Here is a 15,923-nt window from a genome sequence, read left to right as displayed (position 1 = left end):
AAACGATGATTCGCAGGGCAGGGTCGATCGCGGTCGCGGCATTGATGCTGGCCGGTTGCGAATATTCCTCGACCCCGGATCCGACGCTGTCGGCGCGCGATGCCGAATACATCTCCATGGTGCCAGCAGCGGCCAGCAGCGGCCTCAATTACGAACGCTATCAGGTCGACGACGTGACGGGCCAGCCGCCCGGTACGGTCGTGGTCGACACGCATGACAGCCTTCTTTACTTCGTTCTGCCGAACAAGAAGGCCATCCGGTACGGCGTGTCCACCGGCAAGGAAGCCTATGGCTGGACCGGGAAGGCCACGATCAAGCGCATGGCCGAATGGCCGAGCTGGATGCCGCCGGCCGACATGCTGAAGCGGTGGCCGCATCTGAAGCCCGTGGTCGATATGGGAGGGCTCAAGGGTGGCCCGGAGAACCCGCTCGGGGCCCGGGCCCTCTACCTCTATGACGAAACCGGCAAGGACACGCTCTACCGTATCCATGGCACCAATGAGCCGGAAACGATCGGCCACGGAGCATCCTCCGGCTGTATCCGCATGCGCAACATCGACGTCATCGATCTGTACAACCGCGTGAAAGTCGGCGCGACCGTGATCGTGCTGTAACTTCGGATCACACCGTCAGGGCGTTCGTGCCGAGCTCGATCAAGAGGAGCTCGGGCGGTACGCCGATCCGGATCGGAAATCCGGATTCGCCCAAGCCTCCGGACACGATCAGGTGGCGGCCGCGTTCGACGACATGCCCGTAGCGGTAACGCCGCGTCGGCGTCAGGGGCGCCCCGATGATTGGCAGGTTGATCTGACCGCCGTGGGTATGCCCGCAGAGCGTCAGGGTCACGCGGCGGGGAACGAGAGGAAAGATGAAGGGCTCGTGAGCCAATAGGATGATGGGCGCCTCGCCGGCAATCTGGGCCAGCGTGCCGTGGAGGTCATCCGCGCCCCGTGTGCCCCCGCGCGCCAAGCGATGGGCCATCTGGTCGGCCAATCCGGCGATCCAGAACACGGTTCCATCCTTGCTGATGGGTAGAACCGCATTCTCAAGCAGAGTGATGTTGCGGTCCCGGAGGGTCTTGCGGATCTCGGCCGGGCCCCCCGCCAGGCCGGGAATGGGTCCGTGCCACCAATCGTGGTTGCCCAGGATGGCGACGGTCCCGAGAGGCGGCCGCAGGAACTTCAGCGCCTCGCCCCAGGCGCCCGGCATGACCGGACCCGTCACGAAGCGGTGTCCGGCATAGAAGTCGCCCAGCAGCAGGACGAGATCAGGCTCCAGGGCATTGACCTGTTCGACGATGCCATGCACCCGCTCGGCGGACATCCAGGGCTCGCAGGCATGAATGTCGGCGATCACGCCGAGGCGCAGCGAAAGGTTTTCAGGCCAGCCGTCCGGCTGCAAGGTGTAGCGTCGCACGGCAGGCGTCATCGCGGGCTCGATCGCCACGCCATAGCCCGCCAAACCCGCGAGGCCGGCCGCAAAACCGCCGGTGCCGAGCAAAAACTGACGCCGGTCGATCATCGGACCGGGTGTCGCGAGGAATGATCAAACGACCGCGTCTGTCCTGTGGCGGCCGGCCGGAGCTCAGGCTGCGATGTCGCGGCCGGGATGTGGGCGGCTCGCCGCCGCCTGGGCGGCTGGCACAATGTTGTCGGGCTGCGTGGTGAAGCGGAGTGCCGCGGCGACGGCCGAGATGCCGATTTCGCGGTAGAGCTTGGCCTGCAGGTCACGCGCGTGCTCGATCTTGCGCGATTGCGGGTCGCGCGGTTGTCCTGGCGTCATGGTAAACCTTCTCGATGGCGAAAACCGGACGACGCGCCGGCTTGGTGAATGATGTGTCAACACTGATCGGTGCGTTTTAAAAAAGGGCTAAGCAGGTCGGCCGAAGGGCGTCTCAATCCGGGGCGTATGAGGCAGGGATGATCGGGGCATGCGGATGGGTCTGGCCGGCATACTGTTCGACAAGGACGGCACGTTCGTCGATTTTGACGCGACCTGGGGCGCGGCCACCTATGATGTGATGCGGCTGATGAGCGGCGACGATGGGGCCGCCCTCGACCGGATCGCCGCCGCGATGCATTACGATCTCGGGACCCGCCGCTTCCGCCCCACGTCGCCCCTCATCGCGGGCGCCACGAAGGATTATGCGCATCTCTGGGCCGAAGCGCTCCGCCGCCGGCACGATCCGGCCCTGATCGAGGAAATGAACCGCCGTTTCGCCGACGAAACCCTGCGCGCCCTGACGCCGATCGGCCGCCCGAGCGACGTGATGGCGGCCCTGCAGAGGCGCGGTTTGCGGCTTGGGCTCGCCACCAACGATTCGGAAGCGAGCGGGCGCGCCCAGGTGGCGGCCCTTGGGCTCGACGCCCACATGGAATTTCTGGCAGGCTATGACAGCGGCCATGGCGCCAAGCCCGACCCCGGCATGGTGCTGGCCTTCGCGGCCTATCTCGGCGTCCCGCCGGAAAGTATCGCCATGGTGGGCGATTCCCGTCACGACATGACGGCGGCCCGCGCGGCCGGCGCAGTGGCGGTCGCGGTGCTGACCGGACCGGCGACCCGCGAGGACCTTTTGTCGGAGGCCGACCACGTTCTCGACGGGATCGAAGACCTGCCGGCGCTGGTCGACATGCTCGCCCGGACCTGAGTGCCATGCGCCCGATCCCGCGCTTCGACACGCCAGCGCGCGGAACGAGAGTCACGCGGCGTCTGGCGGTGCTCGGCTCCGTTCTGGCGGCCGTAGCGGTCGTCTGGGCCCATCATCCGCTGAGTACCCCCATCGAGGTGCTGGCGATCCTCGCCACCGGCCTGGTCTGCGCGGTCTTTGCCGTGTCGAGCGGCATCAAGGCCTTGGGCCGCATCTGGCGCACGGGGGAAAGCGGTGTCGGGTCGGTCCTGTTCGGTCTTCTTCTGGCGGTCTTGACCCTTGCCTATCCTGGATATCTGGCCGCTGTCGCGGTTGGGCATCCCTTAAGCGCCTTGGCGACGACCGACGGTACGACGCCGCTTCGCTTCTCCCGATCCGCCAGAGCCTTCGCGCTCCGCGGCTGGCTCGGCCCCCAGAGACCCGAGGTCTTCGAGAAGCCCGTGGTGCTCGATCTCGAACCCACCGAGACCTATGCGGCCCTGAGCAAGCTTCTCGCCGAGCTGCACTGGCGTATAGCGGATTCCGTTCCGCCGGGAGGCCGGCTGGGGCTCGGCCATATCGACGCCGTGACGTATTCGCCGATATTGCATCTGCCGCAGGACCTCGCGATCCGTATCAGCCCGCTCGCTGGTCAGACGCGCGTCGACATTCTCTCGGCTGCGCGGCTCGGCTTCTACGATTTCGGAGAAAGCCAAGCCACTATTCGCCAGCTTGCGACCGCCTTGGAGGCCGCGGACGACGAGTGACGCGCGGTGGCGATCTCCGTTGAGCTCGGCCTCCGAACCGTAGTTAACTGCCTGAAAAAATAACCGAGCAAGCCTGAGCGATTGGCAACGAGACGCCACATCATCCGGCCTCTACTTATGCAGGCTCGTATAGGTTTGAATAAAACCGGCTGTCTCCTTCCGCACAGCTTCAGACCGATCTTTCTCGCTGCTCCTGTGTAAGCACCCGATTTGTTCACCACCATGTGAAGTCCAAGGTGGAAACATAGGAATGTTAAATGGTGGTCCGGCATCCTTGATCGTCTTTTACGGTGACGAGGAATTGCTCGTGCTCAGCATAAAAAATCGGTCAATAGCAGCGAAAATCGGTCTCGTGGTCTTCGGTTTTTCCCTGCTTTGCGTCGGTCTGGTCGGCATCGCCGCGTCCGGTATTCGCGCAAATGACGTTTTCGTCCAGGACGTCCTGACCAATCAGACACAAGCCCTTTATCTTGCTGCGGCGGCGCACGAAAAATCGTCGCACATGCACCAGCGCGCCTTCGAAGTCCTCGTTGAGACAGATACCATCCGATGGGGTGAGCTCCAGAAGGCTTTCATCGCAGCGGCCGATGATCTGGAGAAGACGCTAGTCGAGATGAAGCCGGTTTTGGATGACACCGACTTCACGCTGTATGATCAACTGAAGCCGCTCACGGATCGCTACCGATCTGCGGAATTAAAGAGTTACACGTTCCAAACGGCAGGAAATCGGTCCGCAGCCGAGGATCAACTGCAGGGAGAAACGAGTGACGTCTTCGTCAAACTCGACGGGATTGTGCAAGATCTGCAATCGAAACAATTGCGCGACATGCATACGGCAGGCACCGACGTCCAAAACTTGTCGCAAAACACGCTGGTCAGAATGGTGGTCGTGGGACTGATCGGACTTGCCTTCACGATCATCGGGGCTCTTCTTCTCGTTCGCTGGCAAATCACGCGGCCGATCGGCTCCATGACCGAGGCCATGCGACGACTCGCATCGGGCGACACGACCGTTGCAATTCCGGCGGTCGGTCAGAAAGACGAGATTGGCGCAATGGCGGGCGCCGTGCAAACCTTCAAAGATGCCGCGATTGAAAAACTCCGTCTTGAAGCCGAGGCTGTCGAGGCGAGGCGCATCGCGACCGACGAGCGGGCTCGAAACGAGGCTGCTCGCGCCAAGGCTGCCGAGCAGCAGTCGGCGGTGGTCGACGGCATCGCCACAGGTCTCGAGAAATTGGCCGATGGTGATCTCGTGTTCCGGCTCCAGCATCGGTTTGCGGACGAGTACGAGAAGCTGCGAGCGGACTTCAACGGCGCCATGGACAAGCTGCAGGACACAATGAAAGTTGTGGCAGCCAATACGGCCGCGATCAGATCGGGCTCAACCGAGATCGCGACCGCGGCGGATGATCTGTCGAAGCGGACGGAACAGCAGGCCGCCTCTCTCGAAGAAACCGCCGCGGCCCTCGATGAAATCACCGCAACAGTGAAGAAGACGTCCGACGGTGCAAATCACGCCCGGCAGGTTGTCTCGACCGCCAAAGCCGATGCAGAGCATTCCGGCGAGGTCGTTGGCCAAGCCGTTCAGGCCATGACGGCGATCGAGAAGTCATCACAGCAGGTGAGCCAGATTATTGGTGTCATCGACGAGATCGCTTTCCAGACCAATCTGCTGGCCCTCAACGCGGGTGTCGAGGCGGCACGTGCCGGTGAGGCGGGTCGCGGTTTTGCGGTGGTCGCCTCGGAAGTGCGGGCCTTGGCCCAGCGCTCAGCCGAAGCCGCCAAGGAAATCAAGGCGCTGATTTCGACGTCGACCGAGCAGGTAGGGCGCGGCGTCAGCCTCGTCGGTGAGACCGGGAAGTTGCTTGAACGTATCGTTTCACAAGTGACCGAGATCAACGCCAACGTGTCCGAGATCGCGTCCTCGGCCCAGGAACAGGCGACCGGTCTCGATCAGGTCAACACGGCCGTCAACCAGATGGACCAGGTCACGCAGCAGAACGCCGCCATGGTCGAGCAGTCGACCGCTGCCAGCCACAGCCTCTCCCAGGAGGCGGAAGAATTGGCTCGACGGATTGGCCAGTTCCAACTCGGCTACGAGGCGGAGCAAAGGAATACCCGCCGGGCTCCCGCCAAACCGCCCCGCGCGGCCCATGTGGCTCTGAAGACGGCGGGTCGCGGAGGTGCGGCACGGAAACCCGAGACGAGTGTCGATGAAGCGAGCTGGCAAGAATTCTGAGAGGAATGGTTTCCGATGGCCGCGGTAGCGCTCATGGACCGCTCTGCTTGTCTCTGCGCCGATGGAGATTGATGGGCGCATCCGTTGTCCAGACTATCGTGGGTAGCGGAAGCCCCTCTCAGGTGGGCGAGGTAGGCCTCACGGCAATGGCCTGAATTGCGCGTCGAGCGTGAATCCGTCCCCGGCTTCCACCAGGCCGCGCTCGCCGAGGTCGATGAGATGGCCCAGGACCGACAAGGCGGCGGCGCCTTTCAGGGAAGGTGCCAGATGCTCGTAGATGTTGCGCACGATGGCGTCGATCGTGCGGTCGCCGGACGCGAGCCGCTGCAGGATGGCCTGTTCGCGCTGGCGCCGGTGCGCCGCGAGGGCGCGCACGAAACGCTGCGGGTTCTTTACCGGTCCGCCATGGCCGGGCCAATAGAGCGTGTCGCTCCGGTCTTGCAGCTTGGCCAGCGAGGCCAGATAGGCTCGCATCGACCCGTCCGGCGGAGCCACCACGGTGGTGGACCATGCCATGACGTGATCGCCTGAAAACAGGGTGCCCTCCGGTTCCAACGCGAAGGCGAGGTGATTGGCGGCGTGACCGGGGGTGGCGAGTGTCGTGAGACGATAGCCGGGCGCCTCGACCGCATCGCCTTCGTTGAGCACCGTATCGGGCGTGTAGGTGAGATCGTGGCTCGCGTCCATGGTCCGGGCCGCCCCGAGCGGCGGCAGGGAGGCGTGGTAGGGGGCGCAGCCGAGGATCGGCGCGCCTGTCGCGGCTTTCAGGGCGGCGGCGCCGGGCGCGTGATCCTTGTGGCTGTGCGTCACGAGGATCTGCGCAACCCGCGCGGTGCCGATCGCCTTCATCAGAGCGTCGCTGTGCCGGGGGTCGGCTGGCCCCGGATCGATCACGGTGACGTCCTGGTCGCCCACCAGATAGGTGCAGGTGCCCGTAAACGTGAAGGGCCCGCCATTGTTGGCGATCACGCGCCGGACCAGCGGCGACATGCGCACAACCTGGTCGGGCTTGGCGTCGAGCGCGCGGTCGAAGGGGATATCGTCGGACGCCATGGATGGTCTCCGGTGCCAAGTGTCCATGGCAAGCAAGTAGCGCGCCTGAATAAGCGGTGCGTCAATGGAAGTTTCGGCCTTTCGGCAACGCGTCATGTAAGTGCGGTCCGGTCTCCGGCGCGGACTTCGGCCTGCGGGTGTCGGTCGCAAGCGGAAAACCGATCTTCGCAGCGAGTTCGGCGCCGAGCCCGCGCTTTTTCCCTTCGAAGGTCTGCGGCCGCTTCACCTCGTCGGCCCGGGCGAGGTCCTCGATCTCGGCGCCGCGCCGCGACAGTTGCGTGAGCATGGCGGTCAGATCCTCGAAGCGCTCGGCCACCACATGGGTGACACCGCTTTCGTGCTGCAGAAGACCGGTGACGGCCAGAAACCGCGCCGCGATCACGGCCGCCCGGTTCACTTCGAACACCTTGGGCCAGACGATGATGTTGGCCACGCCCGTCTCGTCTTCGATCGTCAGAAAGATCGTGCCGCTGGCCGACCCGGGCCGCTGCCGCACCAGCACGAGCCCGGCCACGGTGACGCGCCGGCCGTTGCGGGCCGGACCGAGCTCGACATTCGGCACGATGCGCCGCGCTGCCAGCTCGGATCGTACGAAACGGACCGGATGCGCCTTCAACGACAGCGAGATATGGCGGTAGTCTTCCACCACATGCTCGCCGAGCGCCATCGGGGGCAGGGCGGCGTCGGGCTCATGCGGGACGGACGAGGCGGACGCGAACAGCGGCAGGTCGTCCTTGTCGCCGGCGCGGTTCAAGCCGCGCACGGCCCAGAGCGCATCACGCCGGTCGAGGCCGATCGACCGGAAGGCATCGGCCTCGGCGAGATCTTCGAGCGTGGCGAGCGTCAGCTCCGCTCGCAGCCAGAGATCGCGAATGGAATCGTAACCCTGGCCGCGCCGGGCCACGAGCCGGTCCATGTCGGCCTGGCCGAGGCCCTTGACCTGGCGAAAGCCGAGGCGGAGCGCCTTGTCGCCGAGAATGTCGTCGCGCATGGTGGCGTGACGTGGATGCAGGCATGCCTTTCCTTCCCCTGCGTGAGCGGGAGAAGGTGGCCTTTCGAAGTGAGGTCGGGTGAGGGGAAACGCGGCGCCAGGAGTTCCCTCATCCGTCTCGGCTTCGCCGTGCCGCCTTCTCCCGTTCGCCTGGGAGAAGGGATCCTCTAAACTGTGGTCCCAGGTCGAGGCATTGATGTCGACGGGCTGCACCGGCACGCCATGGTCGCGGGCGTCGCGGATGATTTGGGCGGGGGCGTAAAACCCCATGGGCTGCGCATTGAGCAGCGCGCAGGCGAAGACGTCCGGGTAGCGGCACTTGAGCCAGGCCGAGGTATAGACGAGCAGCGCGAAGGACGCCGCATGGCTCTCGGGAAAGCCATAGGTGCCGAAGCCTTCGATCTGCTTGAAGCAGCGTTCCGCGAAATCGGCCGGATAGCCTTTCGCCACCATGCCGTTGACCATCTTATCCCGGAACGTGCCGATGGTTCCGACCTTCTTGAAGGTCGCCATGGCGCGACGGAGCTGATCCGCCTCGTCAGGCGTGAAACCGGCCGCCACGATGGCGATCTTCATGGCGTGTTCCTGGAACAGCGGCACGCCCAGCGTCCGTTGCAGCACCTCGCGCAATTCATCCGAAGGGTAGATGACAGGCTCCAGTCCCTGCCGGCGGCGCAGGTAGGGATGCACCATGTCACCCTGGATCGGCCCCGGGCGCACGATGGCGACCTCGATCACGAGATCGTAGAATTCCCGCGGCTTGAGGCGCGGCAGCATCGTCATCTGAGCCCGGCTCTCGATCTGGAACACGCCGATCGTGTCGGCCCGGCAGATCATGTCGTAGACACAGGATTCGACCTGATCCCGTTTCAGCACGTCGTCGAGGGTCAGCGTCTGGCCGTAATGCTGTTCCAGGAGGTCGAAGCCCTTCTTGAGGCAAGTCAGCATCCCGAGCGCCAACACGTCGATCTTGATCATGCCGAGCGCGTCGAGGTCGTCCTTGTCCCATTCGACGACGGTGCGGTCGTCCATGGCGGCATTGCTGATCGGCACCACCTCGTCGAGCCGCGTGCGCGTGATCACGAAGCCGCCCGTATGTTGGGACAGATGGCGCGGGAAGCCGGCGAGCTCATCGGCCAGCGTCAGCATCAGCTTGAGACGATGCTCGTCCGGGTCGAGCCCGATGCGCCGCGCTTCCTTGGGATCGATGCCGCTCGACCAATAGCCCCAGACGGTGCCGCTGAGCGCCGACACCGTGTCGTCGGACAGGCCGAAAGCCTTGCCGACATCGCGCAGGGCGGAGCGCGTCCGGTAAGTGATCACGGTGGCGACCAGCCCGGCATGGGCGCGGCCGTAATGTTCGTAGATATATTGCATCACGGCTTCACGCCGCTCGTGCTCGAAATCGACGTCGATATCGGGCGGCTCGTTGCGGTTCTTCGAGATGAAGCGCTCGAACAGCATGGCGTGATGCACGGGGTCGATTTCCGTGATGCCGAGGCAGTAGCAGAGCGTCGAATTCGCGGCCGAGCCGCGTCCCTGGCACAGAATGCCTTCGCGACGGGCGAACTGGACGACATCGTAGACGGTCAGGAAATAGGCCGCATAGTCGAGCTCGGCGACGAGTGCGAGCTCGTGGTTCAACTGCCGTTGCACCTCGTCCGGGACACCTGTGGGGTAGCGCCAGCGCGTACCGGCTTCGGCAAAGGCCCGGAGGGCCTCCTGTTCGGTGTCGTAGCCGGCCCGCAGCTCGTCGGGATAATTGTACTTGAGTTCATCGAGCGAAAACCGGATGCCTTCGAGGAACCGCAAGGTTTCAGGCACGGCTTCCGGCGCTTCGGTGAACAGGCGCGCCATCTCCGGGCCGGACTTCAGATGCCGCTCGGCATTGGCTTCGAGCCGCCGCCCGGCCCGATCGATCGGAATGCCCGTCCGGATACAGACCAGGACATCGGCGAGTTGGCGCCGTTCGGGCGCGTGCATCAGCACGTCGTTCGTGGCGAGCAGCGGGAGGCCTGTGGCACGGGCCAGCGCCCGCCGCGCCGCGAGCCCAGCCCGCATGGCAGGCCCATAGGTCATGGTGGCCGCGATCCAGACACGGCCCGGCGCGGCACAGGCGAGGCGGCGCAGGAGGGAGGCCTGATCGGGCTGTGGGGGAGGGTTGTCGTTGGCGGGGGGGAGCGGCGGGGTGAAGTGAAGGGAGGCCCAGTGCTTCCCTTCTCCCGTTCCACGGGAGAAGGTGGCCCGGCAAAGCCGGATCGGATGAGGGGGATCCGGGTCGCTGAGTTTCCCCTCATCCGACCCTTGCTGACGCAAGGGCCACTTTCTCCCGTTTGCGGGAGAAGGGGAGTCTTTGGGCGACCCCGTTCGATCCCTGTTTCCCTCCTCTCCCACGGGCGGAGCCGGGTGAAGCACCGTCTCCTCGTCCGTGGCGCTCGACCGGTCCATCACGATCAACTGCAGTCCTTCGATCCAATCGAGGAGATCGGCGAGGGTGAGCACGCAGGCCCCCTTTTCGGCCCGGCGATTGCCGATCGTCAGCAGCCGCGTCAGGCGGCCATAGGCATCGCGATCGACCGGGTAGGCCAGGATGTCGGGCGTGCCGTCGGCGAAGACGAGGCGGGCACCGGCCACGAGCCGCACCGGATGGTCCATGGGCTTGCGGGCCTGGATGTAGGCCCGCACCACACCGGCCAGCGAATTGCGGTCCGCGATGCCCAGGGCCGGCAACGCGAAGCCGCTCGCCATGGCGACGAGTTCCTCCGGATGCGAAGCCCCGCGCAGGAACGAGAAATTGGTGGTCGTGCCGAATTCCACGAACATGGGCCACGTTCACCCGAACAGCCCATGCAGAAACCAGCGCGGGCGGGCGGCTTCGATGCCGTACAAACCCTCCCGGAACAGCCAGAAGCGGTGCCCGGCGACATCTTCGGCCTGGAAATAATCACGCGTCGGGGCGGCCGTCGTCCACCAGGGGGCCGCAATGCGTTCCGGCCCTTCGACGGCGGCGATCAGATGCAGGGTGCGGCGCCAGCGGAAATAGAGAGGTGGTCCGTCCGGCACGCCGGCCGTGGCATCGATCGGCTCGGGCCGGTCGAACATTTTCAAGGGACGCAGCCGACCGGGCTCGTCGGGCATGGACGGGCCTGTGCTGAGGCGATGCGCCGGCCAGGCGATCGCGGCCTCTTCCGGCCGGTGATGGTCGGCGTTGCGCAGACGCACCACACGGGTTGCGCCGAGCCGCGCGCCCAGGCGATCGATCAGCAGCGCCAAGTCGGCTTCCGCGGCCTGCTCGGCCGCCGCCGCAAGTTCGGCCTGCGCGCTCGTCAGAGGTTCGGCAACGCTGGCTCCGAGCCGGATCACGTCGAAGCCGTAGCCGGTGTCGAGCCCCTCCTCGCCGAGACTTTCGAGCTTCTCATGAAAGAGCCGCACCAGGGCGACGGGGTCGCGCAACGGACGGCTCGTTCCCAAGGCGAGCCGCTTCACCACCCCGTCCACCCGGAAGAACACCGCCTCGACCCGCCGGGCGCCCTGCGCCTGCCGTTCGAGTTGCGCCGCGAGATGACGCGCGAGCGACAGAAGCGAAGCCTCGATGGCCTCCACCGTGGCGATCGGATGAGCGAAGCGGCGCTCGGCCAGGAACAGAGGCACCGGGGTCGAGGGTGTGAGCGGGCTCTTGTGCAGGCCGATGAGCCCGTCGAGCCGCTCGAGGAGCGTCGCCCCGAAGCGGGCCGCGAGCGGCGCGCGGGGACGGGTCAGGAGGTCGCCGATCTCCCGCAGTCCCGCTTGCGCCAGGGCCTGCAGAACCGGGGAGGGCAGCCTGAGGGCAGCCAAAGGCAGGCTGCGGCTCAGCGCCGTTATGGCGGCCCGACCCGGCGGGGCGATCCGGATGGTGCCGAAGCGCGCGAGCGCCCAGGCGGCTTCGATCGTGTCACCGATCGCGGCCCGCCCGGCGAAACCGCGTGCCGCCAGATCCGCGGTCAGCGTGTCGAGGAGCGCCGCTTCGCCGCCGAAGAGATGCGTCACGCCCGTGATGTCGAGCAGCACGCCGTCGGGTGGGTCGAGCGCCGTGATGGGCGTGAAGCGGAGCCCCCAATCGCCGATGGCCCGCAAGGCCTTCGCCTCCTGGTCCGGGTCAGCCGTCACCGTTGCGAGCGCCGGGCAGATCGCGCGGGCATCGGCGAGCGTCATGCCGGGCCGGATCGCGGCCGCGGCGGCGGCCGTATCGACCGCGGCGATGCGTTGCGCGCCCTTGAGGGGCTCGATCGTCGCGAGCGGTCCCTCCGGCGCGCCGTGCCGTCGGAGACGATCGGTCGGCAGCGTCGGCAGCCAAAGGCTGAGCAGGCGGGCCATGGCCTTCAGGCCGCGTCGCCGCGCGGCGACGCCTCGGTGCGGTGACGACCACTCAGGCGCGAGAGGTCATTGGGCCGGCTGAAACGACGGCCCGAGCGGTCCCAGGACAGGTGATGGATCTGGTCGCGGTCGAAGCCGAAGCGGCTGTCCGGGTCGCCGCGCCATTTCACGAGCCGCACCGCGAAACCCGCGGGTCCGGGAATGGGCGTTGCGGCACCGGCCGAAGGGAGGCGCTCGCTCGGCGCGGCCGCGACCGCAAAGCGCGTCTCCGCGCCGCTCGACACCTCGTGCTGGCGCAGCCCGACATGCACCACCAGATTCGTGGCGCCCCGGCGCCGGGCCGCGAGGAGAAGCCGACGCGACACGGCGAGATCGTAGGACCGGGCACGCCACAATTCCGTCAGGACCACGGGAGCGCCGGCCCGCAATGCCTCCTCGGTGGCCCAGAGCGTCGTGGCCGTGTCCTTGGTCTTGACCAGGATCAGCTTGTCGGCCTCGATCCCGTGCGCCGCGAGGCCGGGCCGGTAGGGAAGACCGATTTCCCAGGCGGTCCTGTCGTCGAGAATCCAGACCAGGGTCCGGCCGCGCGCCACGAGGCCTGCCAGCGCAACCGCAAAGCCGGAGGCCGCGGCCTCGTCCCGCGCCGTCTCGGCCACGACCTCATGCAGGCTGCCGGGCCTGAGACCGCCGCCCAGGATGCCGTCGAGCGGGGCCGCCCCGAGCGGCACGCGCTGCGTCGTGTGACCCCCCTGGAGGCTTTGCACCTCAGCGTCGCCCCCCGACGCCGTTCCCCGCGTCAGACTAAAGCCCTCGATCCGCCGCATGGCGTTGCGGAGACTGCACAGATCCGGATAGGGTGATGGCATCGTGGCAGTCCGTTGTTCATGATTTGTTCTTAATAGATTCCGAGTCATGAACGAAGAGTCAAGGCGGCTTCGCGGCCTCCGTGTTTCAGTTCACGTCGGACTGACCCGCAGGTGCTCTATCGGACACTCGACTGTCGCATCACGACGATCGCGTTCCATATCGGTGCCGAACCCAGCCATCGGGATAGATGCGTGACCGACAAAAGCTCGCCCAACCGCGCCAATATCGCCGCCTTGATCGCGGTCGTGATCCTGGCTGCGCTTCTGCTTTGGGTCGCGCAGTCCATCATGGCGCATAACAAGCTGCAGAATTGCCTGGATTCCGGGCGCCGCGATTGCCTGCCGGTCGATGCCGGCGCTCGCGCCCCCTGATGTGCAATGCGCAATTGCTCAAGGGGTGAAGTTTTGACTGGCTCGCGCCTCCGCTTTGGCTAAGATCGGCCAAAACATCAGGGAGGCCCGTGCATGTCCGACACATCCCCATCCATGCAGGCGCTACGGGCGCCGCAAGCCTATGACCGCACCAAGGTGACGGCCGGCATCGCGCATCTGAGCGTCGGCAATTTTCATCGCGCCCATCAGGCCGTCTATGTGGACCAGTGCCTGGCGCTGCCCGGGCAGGAGGGGTGGGGCATCCTGGGCATCGGGCTCATGGATGTCGAGAGCGAGCGCGCCAAGGCCAAGGCCCTGCAGAGCCAGAAGGGGCTCTATTCGCTCACGGTCTATCCCCCCGAGGGCGCGTCGAGCGTGTCGGTGATCGGCTCGATCGTCGACTACATGCATGCGCCCGATGATCCAGAAGCCGTGCTGACACGCATGAGCGACCCCGCCATCAAGATCGTCACCCTGACCGTGACGGAGGGGGGCTACAACACGGATGAGAAAGGCCGCTTCAAGCTGGAAGAGCCCCATGTGGCGAAGGACCTGCAAAACGCCGTCCCGAGCACCTCGTTCGGCTATATTACGGAAGCGCTTCGGCGTCGGCGCGACAGCGGAGCCGGACCCTTCACGGTCATGTCCTGCGACAATCTGCGCCATAACGGCCATGTGATGAAAACCGCGCTCCTGTCCTTCGCGCGTGCCAAGGATGCGGCGCTGGCGGAATGGATCGAGACGAACGTCACCTTTCCGTCCTGCATGGTCGACCGCATCACCCCGGCTGTGGGGCCCGCCGATGCGGCGCGGCTCAACACGGAGAGCGGCCTCGACGACAAGGCGCCGGTGTTTGCCGAAGACTTCATCCAGTGGGTGATCGAGGACAAATTCTGCGCCGGACGCCCGGCCTGGGAGAAGGTGGGCGCGCAATTCACCGATGACGTCGACCCGTTCGAGCAGGTCAAGCTCCGCATGCTGAACGCGTCGCATTCCATGCTGGCCTTTCCGGGCACGCTGATCGGCCACCGCATCGTGCATCTCGCGATGCGCGACCCGAATGTCAGCGCGCTCCTCGACCAGTTCCTGCAGCGCGACGCAGGGCCGTTCCTCAATGCGCCCCCCGGCATGTCGACCGACCAGTATGGCGACATGCTGCTCCGCCGCTACCGCAACCCGGCGATCGGCGACCAGCTCCTGCGCATCGCCTCGGACGGCGCCGCGAAACTCCCGGTCTTCGTGCAGGACACGGCGCGGGCGCTCGTGCGCGACGGGAAGGACCACCGCCGGGTTGCCTTTCTGCTCGCCGCCTTCACCGAATATCTGAAGGGCGTCGACGACAAGGGCGTGAGTTTCCCGGTGGTCGAGCCGAATGTGACGCCCGCGGATTTCACGCTGGTCAAGGATCCCGATCCGGCCAAGGGGATCCATCTCAGCGTCTTCAAGGGCTGGGGTGTCGAGACGTCGCCGGCTTTCGTGAAGGACTATGCGCGGCTGCGGACGCAGATCCAGACGGAGGGTGCGGGCAAGACGCTCGCTGCATTGCTGAAGGAGATCGGCTGAGGCTCAAGCCTCACCGGCCGACGACGGCGTCCTTCTCCCGCTCCATCGGCAAGATTCGGTCGGTGGAGCCGTCCGCGCAGCCTCGAACTGCTTCGCTACCTGCGCCGCCAGATGGCCCCATCGCTCCACAAGATGCGCGTCCCATCGTCCGAGAGAACGCCCGTCTTGTTGAAGCAATAAACGGATCGGTCCGTCAGCAGCCGGCCGTAATAGATGCCGCCCAATTCGCTCATGCAATGCGCATCCTGGCCGATGATCTCCACACTCGGCGGCGCATCGGTCAAACGGCACCCGGACGCGCAGAGATAATCTCCGGCGATGGGCGGCTGGCTGCCCGAATTCGCCGCAAGTGCTGGCACGACCGGCGCCGCCAGTATCATCGAAACCACCAGGTGTCTGCGACTGACGATCATCGTTCGTTATCCGGCCTGCACACCAGACGCGACATCGTTACTCGAAAAAATCGACGTGCCCGTCATCGAGGTCATAACGGGCCCCGATGATTTTCAGCTTCCCGTCGCGCTGCGGCTGGAGGAGCATCTGCTCGGTCGTGCGAAGGCGCTCGACGACCCGGTGCACATTGGCCCTGACGGAACGATCGAGCAGATCTGCCCCACCCTCGCGCCGCGCCCGGAGGACGGCTGGAATGATGGGCTCGATCATCTGGCCGATGCTGCCCGGGTAGACGGTGTCGTTCTCGACGACATTGAGCGCGGCATGAACCGCGCCGCAACGCTCGTGACCCAGCACCAGGACAAGCGGCGCGCCCAGAACCGCGACGCCATATTCGATGCTGCCCATCGCGGCCAGATCCACGACGTTGCCCGCATTGCGGACGATGAACAGATCTCCGAGACCACGCCCAAAGAGAAGTTCGGGCGACACGCGACTGTCCGAACAGCCGACAAGGACGCAGAAGGGGCGCTGCTCGTGCGCCAAGGACGTTCGAAGCTCGCGCCCCGTCATGTGGGACTGGATGGGGTTCCCTTCGACGAAGCGCTTGTTGCCTTCCTTGAGCAGGGCGAGCGCTTGGTCCGGGGTCATCTGCGGAGACGACAACGTAGCCGGTGTCACCATCTGAACGTGCTCCTTC

The 15,923-nt window shown here is 65.7% G+C and carries 14 protein-coding genes; 6 read left to right on the top strand and 8 right to left on the bottom strand.

All coding sequences use genetic code 11. The features are described 5' to 3' along the window. Nucleotides 1-5: 5 nt before the first annotated feature. The gene (locus M8523_RS12900) at nt 6-614 is read left to right on the top strand and encodes a L,D-transpeptidase (RefSeq protein WP_282585275.1); all 609 of its coding nucleotides are present in this window, start codon (nt 6-8) and stop codon (nt 612-614) included. A gap of 7 nt (nt 615-621) precedes the next feature. Here M8523_RS12900 and M8523_RS12895 read toward each other — a convergent pair whose 3' ends face one another. Both M8523_RS12895 and M8523_RS12890 read right to left on the bottom strand, forming a co-directional pair. Then, a complete protein-coding gene (locus tag M8523_RS12895; RefSeq protein WP_282585274.1) occupies nt 622-1,521 on the bottom strand; it encodes a metallophosphoesterase in 900 nt (299 codons plus the stop codon). 63 nt (nt 1,522-1,584) lie between these two features. Beyond that, on the bottom strand, nt 1,585-1,782 hold the full coding sequence (locus tag M8523_RS12890; RefSeq protein ID WP_282585273.1) for a hypothetical protein: 198 nt from the start codon (nt 1,780-1,782) through the stop codon (nt 1,585-1,587). 148 nt (nt 1,783-1,930) lie between these two features. Between M8523_RS12890 and M8523_RS12885 the strand changes: the two genes are divergently transcribed. The 3 genes from M8523_RS12885 (at nt 1,931) to M8523_RS12875 (ending at nt 5,632) form a co-directional block, all read left to right on the top strand. Further along, the gene (locus tag M8523_RS12885) at nt 1,931-2,647 is read left to right on the top strand and encodes an HAD family hydrolase (RefSeq protein ID WP_282585272.1); all 717 of its coding nucleotides are present in this window, start codon (nt 1,931-1,933) and stop codon (nt 2,645-2,647) included. Between the two features lie 5 nt (nt 2,648-2,652). Next, nucleotides 2,653-3,393 carry a DUF1499 domain-containing protein gene (locus M8523_RS12880; protein WP_282585271.1) on the top strand — a complete coding sequence of 247 codons (741 nt, stop codon included), beginning with the start codon at nt 2,653-2,655 and terminating at the stop codon, nt 3,391-3,393. 352 nt (nt 3,394-3,745) lie between these two features. After that, a complete protein-coding gene (locus M8523_RS12875) occupies nt 3,746-5,632 on the top strand; it encodes a HAMP domain-containing methyl-accepting chemotaxis protein (protein ID WP_282585270.1) in 1,887 nt (628 codons plus the stop codon). 138 nt (nt 5,633-5,770) lie between these two features. Here the strand turns inward: M8523_RS12875 and M8523_RS12870 are convergent, their stop codons facing one another. The 4 genes from M8523_RS12870 to M8523_RS12855 all read right to left on the bottom strand — a co-directional run bounded on the left by M8523_RS12870 (nt 5,771) and on the right by M8523_RS12855 (nt 12,895). Further along, entirely contained in the window at nt 5,771-6,685 is a 915-nt protein-coding gene (locus M8523_RS12870; RefSeq protein WP_282585269.1) for an MBL fold metallo-hydrolase, read from the bottom strand. A gap of 61 nt (nt 6,686-6,746) precedes the next feature. Further along, entirely contained in the window at nt 6,747-10,499 is a 3,753-nt protein-coding gene (locus tag M8523_RS12865; RefSeq protein WP_282585268.1) for an error-prone DNA polymerase, read from the bottom strand. Nucleotides 10,500-10,508: 9 nt separating this feature from the next. Beyond that, on the bottom strand, nt 10,509-12,029 hold the full coding sequence (locus M8523_RS12860) for a Y-family DNA polymerase (RefSeq protein WP_282585267.1): 1,521 nt from the start codon (nt 12,027-12,029) through the stop codon (nt 10,509-10,511). A 5-nt stretch (nt 12,030-12,034) separates the two neighbouring features. Further along, on the bottom strand, nt 12,035-12,895 hold the full coding sequence (locus M8523_RS12855; RefSeq protein WP_282585266.1) for an ImuA family protein: 861 nt from the start codon (nt 12,893-12,895) through the stop codon (nt 12,035-12,037). Nucleotides 12,896-13,087: 192 nt separating this feature from the next. Here M8523_RS12855 and M8523_RS12850 point away from each other — a divergent pair, with 192 nt between their 5' ends. After that, on the top strand, nt 13,088-13,267 hold the full coding sequence (locus M8523_RS12850) for a hypothetical protein (RefSeq protein ID WP_282585265.1): 180 nt from the start codon (nt 13,088-13,090) through the stop codon (nt 13,265-13,267). A gap of 93 nt (nt 13,268-13,360) precedes the next feature. After that, entirely contained in the window at nt 13,361-14,830 is a 1,470-nt protein-coding gene (locus M8523_RS12845) for a mannitol dehydrogenase family protein (protein WP_282585264.1), read from the top strand. A 95-nt stretch (nt 14,831-14,925) separates the two neighbouring features. Here M8523_RS12845 and M8523_RS12840 read toward each other — a convergent pair whose 3' ends face one another. Together M8523_RS12840 and M8523_RS12835 are read right to left on the bottom strand one after the other, a co-directional pair. Then, complete coding sequence (locus tag M8523_RS12840) at nt 14,926-15,210, bottom strand: hypothetical protein (RefSeq protein ID WP_282585263.1); 285 nt, start codon at nt 15,208-15,210, stop codon at nt 14,926-14,928. A 70-nt stretch (nt 15,211-15,280) separates the two neighbouring features. After that, nucleotides 15,281-15,907, bottom strand: a complete 627-nt coding sequence (locus tag M8523_RS12835; protein WP_282585262.1) for a carbonic anhydrase — start codon at nt 15,905-15,907, stop codon at nt 15,281-15,283. Between the last annotated feature and the right edge of the window lie 16 nt (nt 15,908-15,923).

The organism is Lichenifustis flavocetrariae (assembly GCF_026130545.1).
Lineage (GTDB): Bacteria > Pseudomonadota > Alphaproteobacteria > Rhizobiales > Beijerinckiaceae > Lichenihabitans > Lichenihabitans flavocetrariae.
This window is presented reverse-complemented; position numbering and strand designations above follow the sequence as displayed.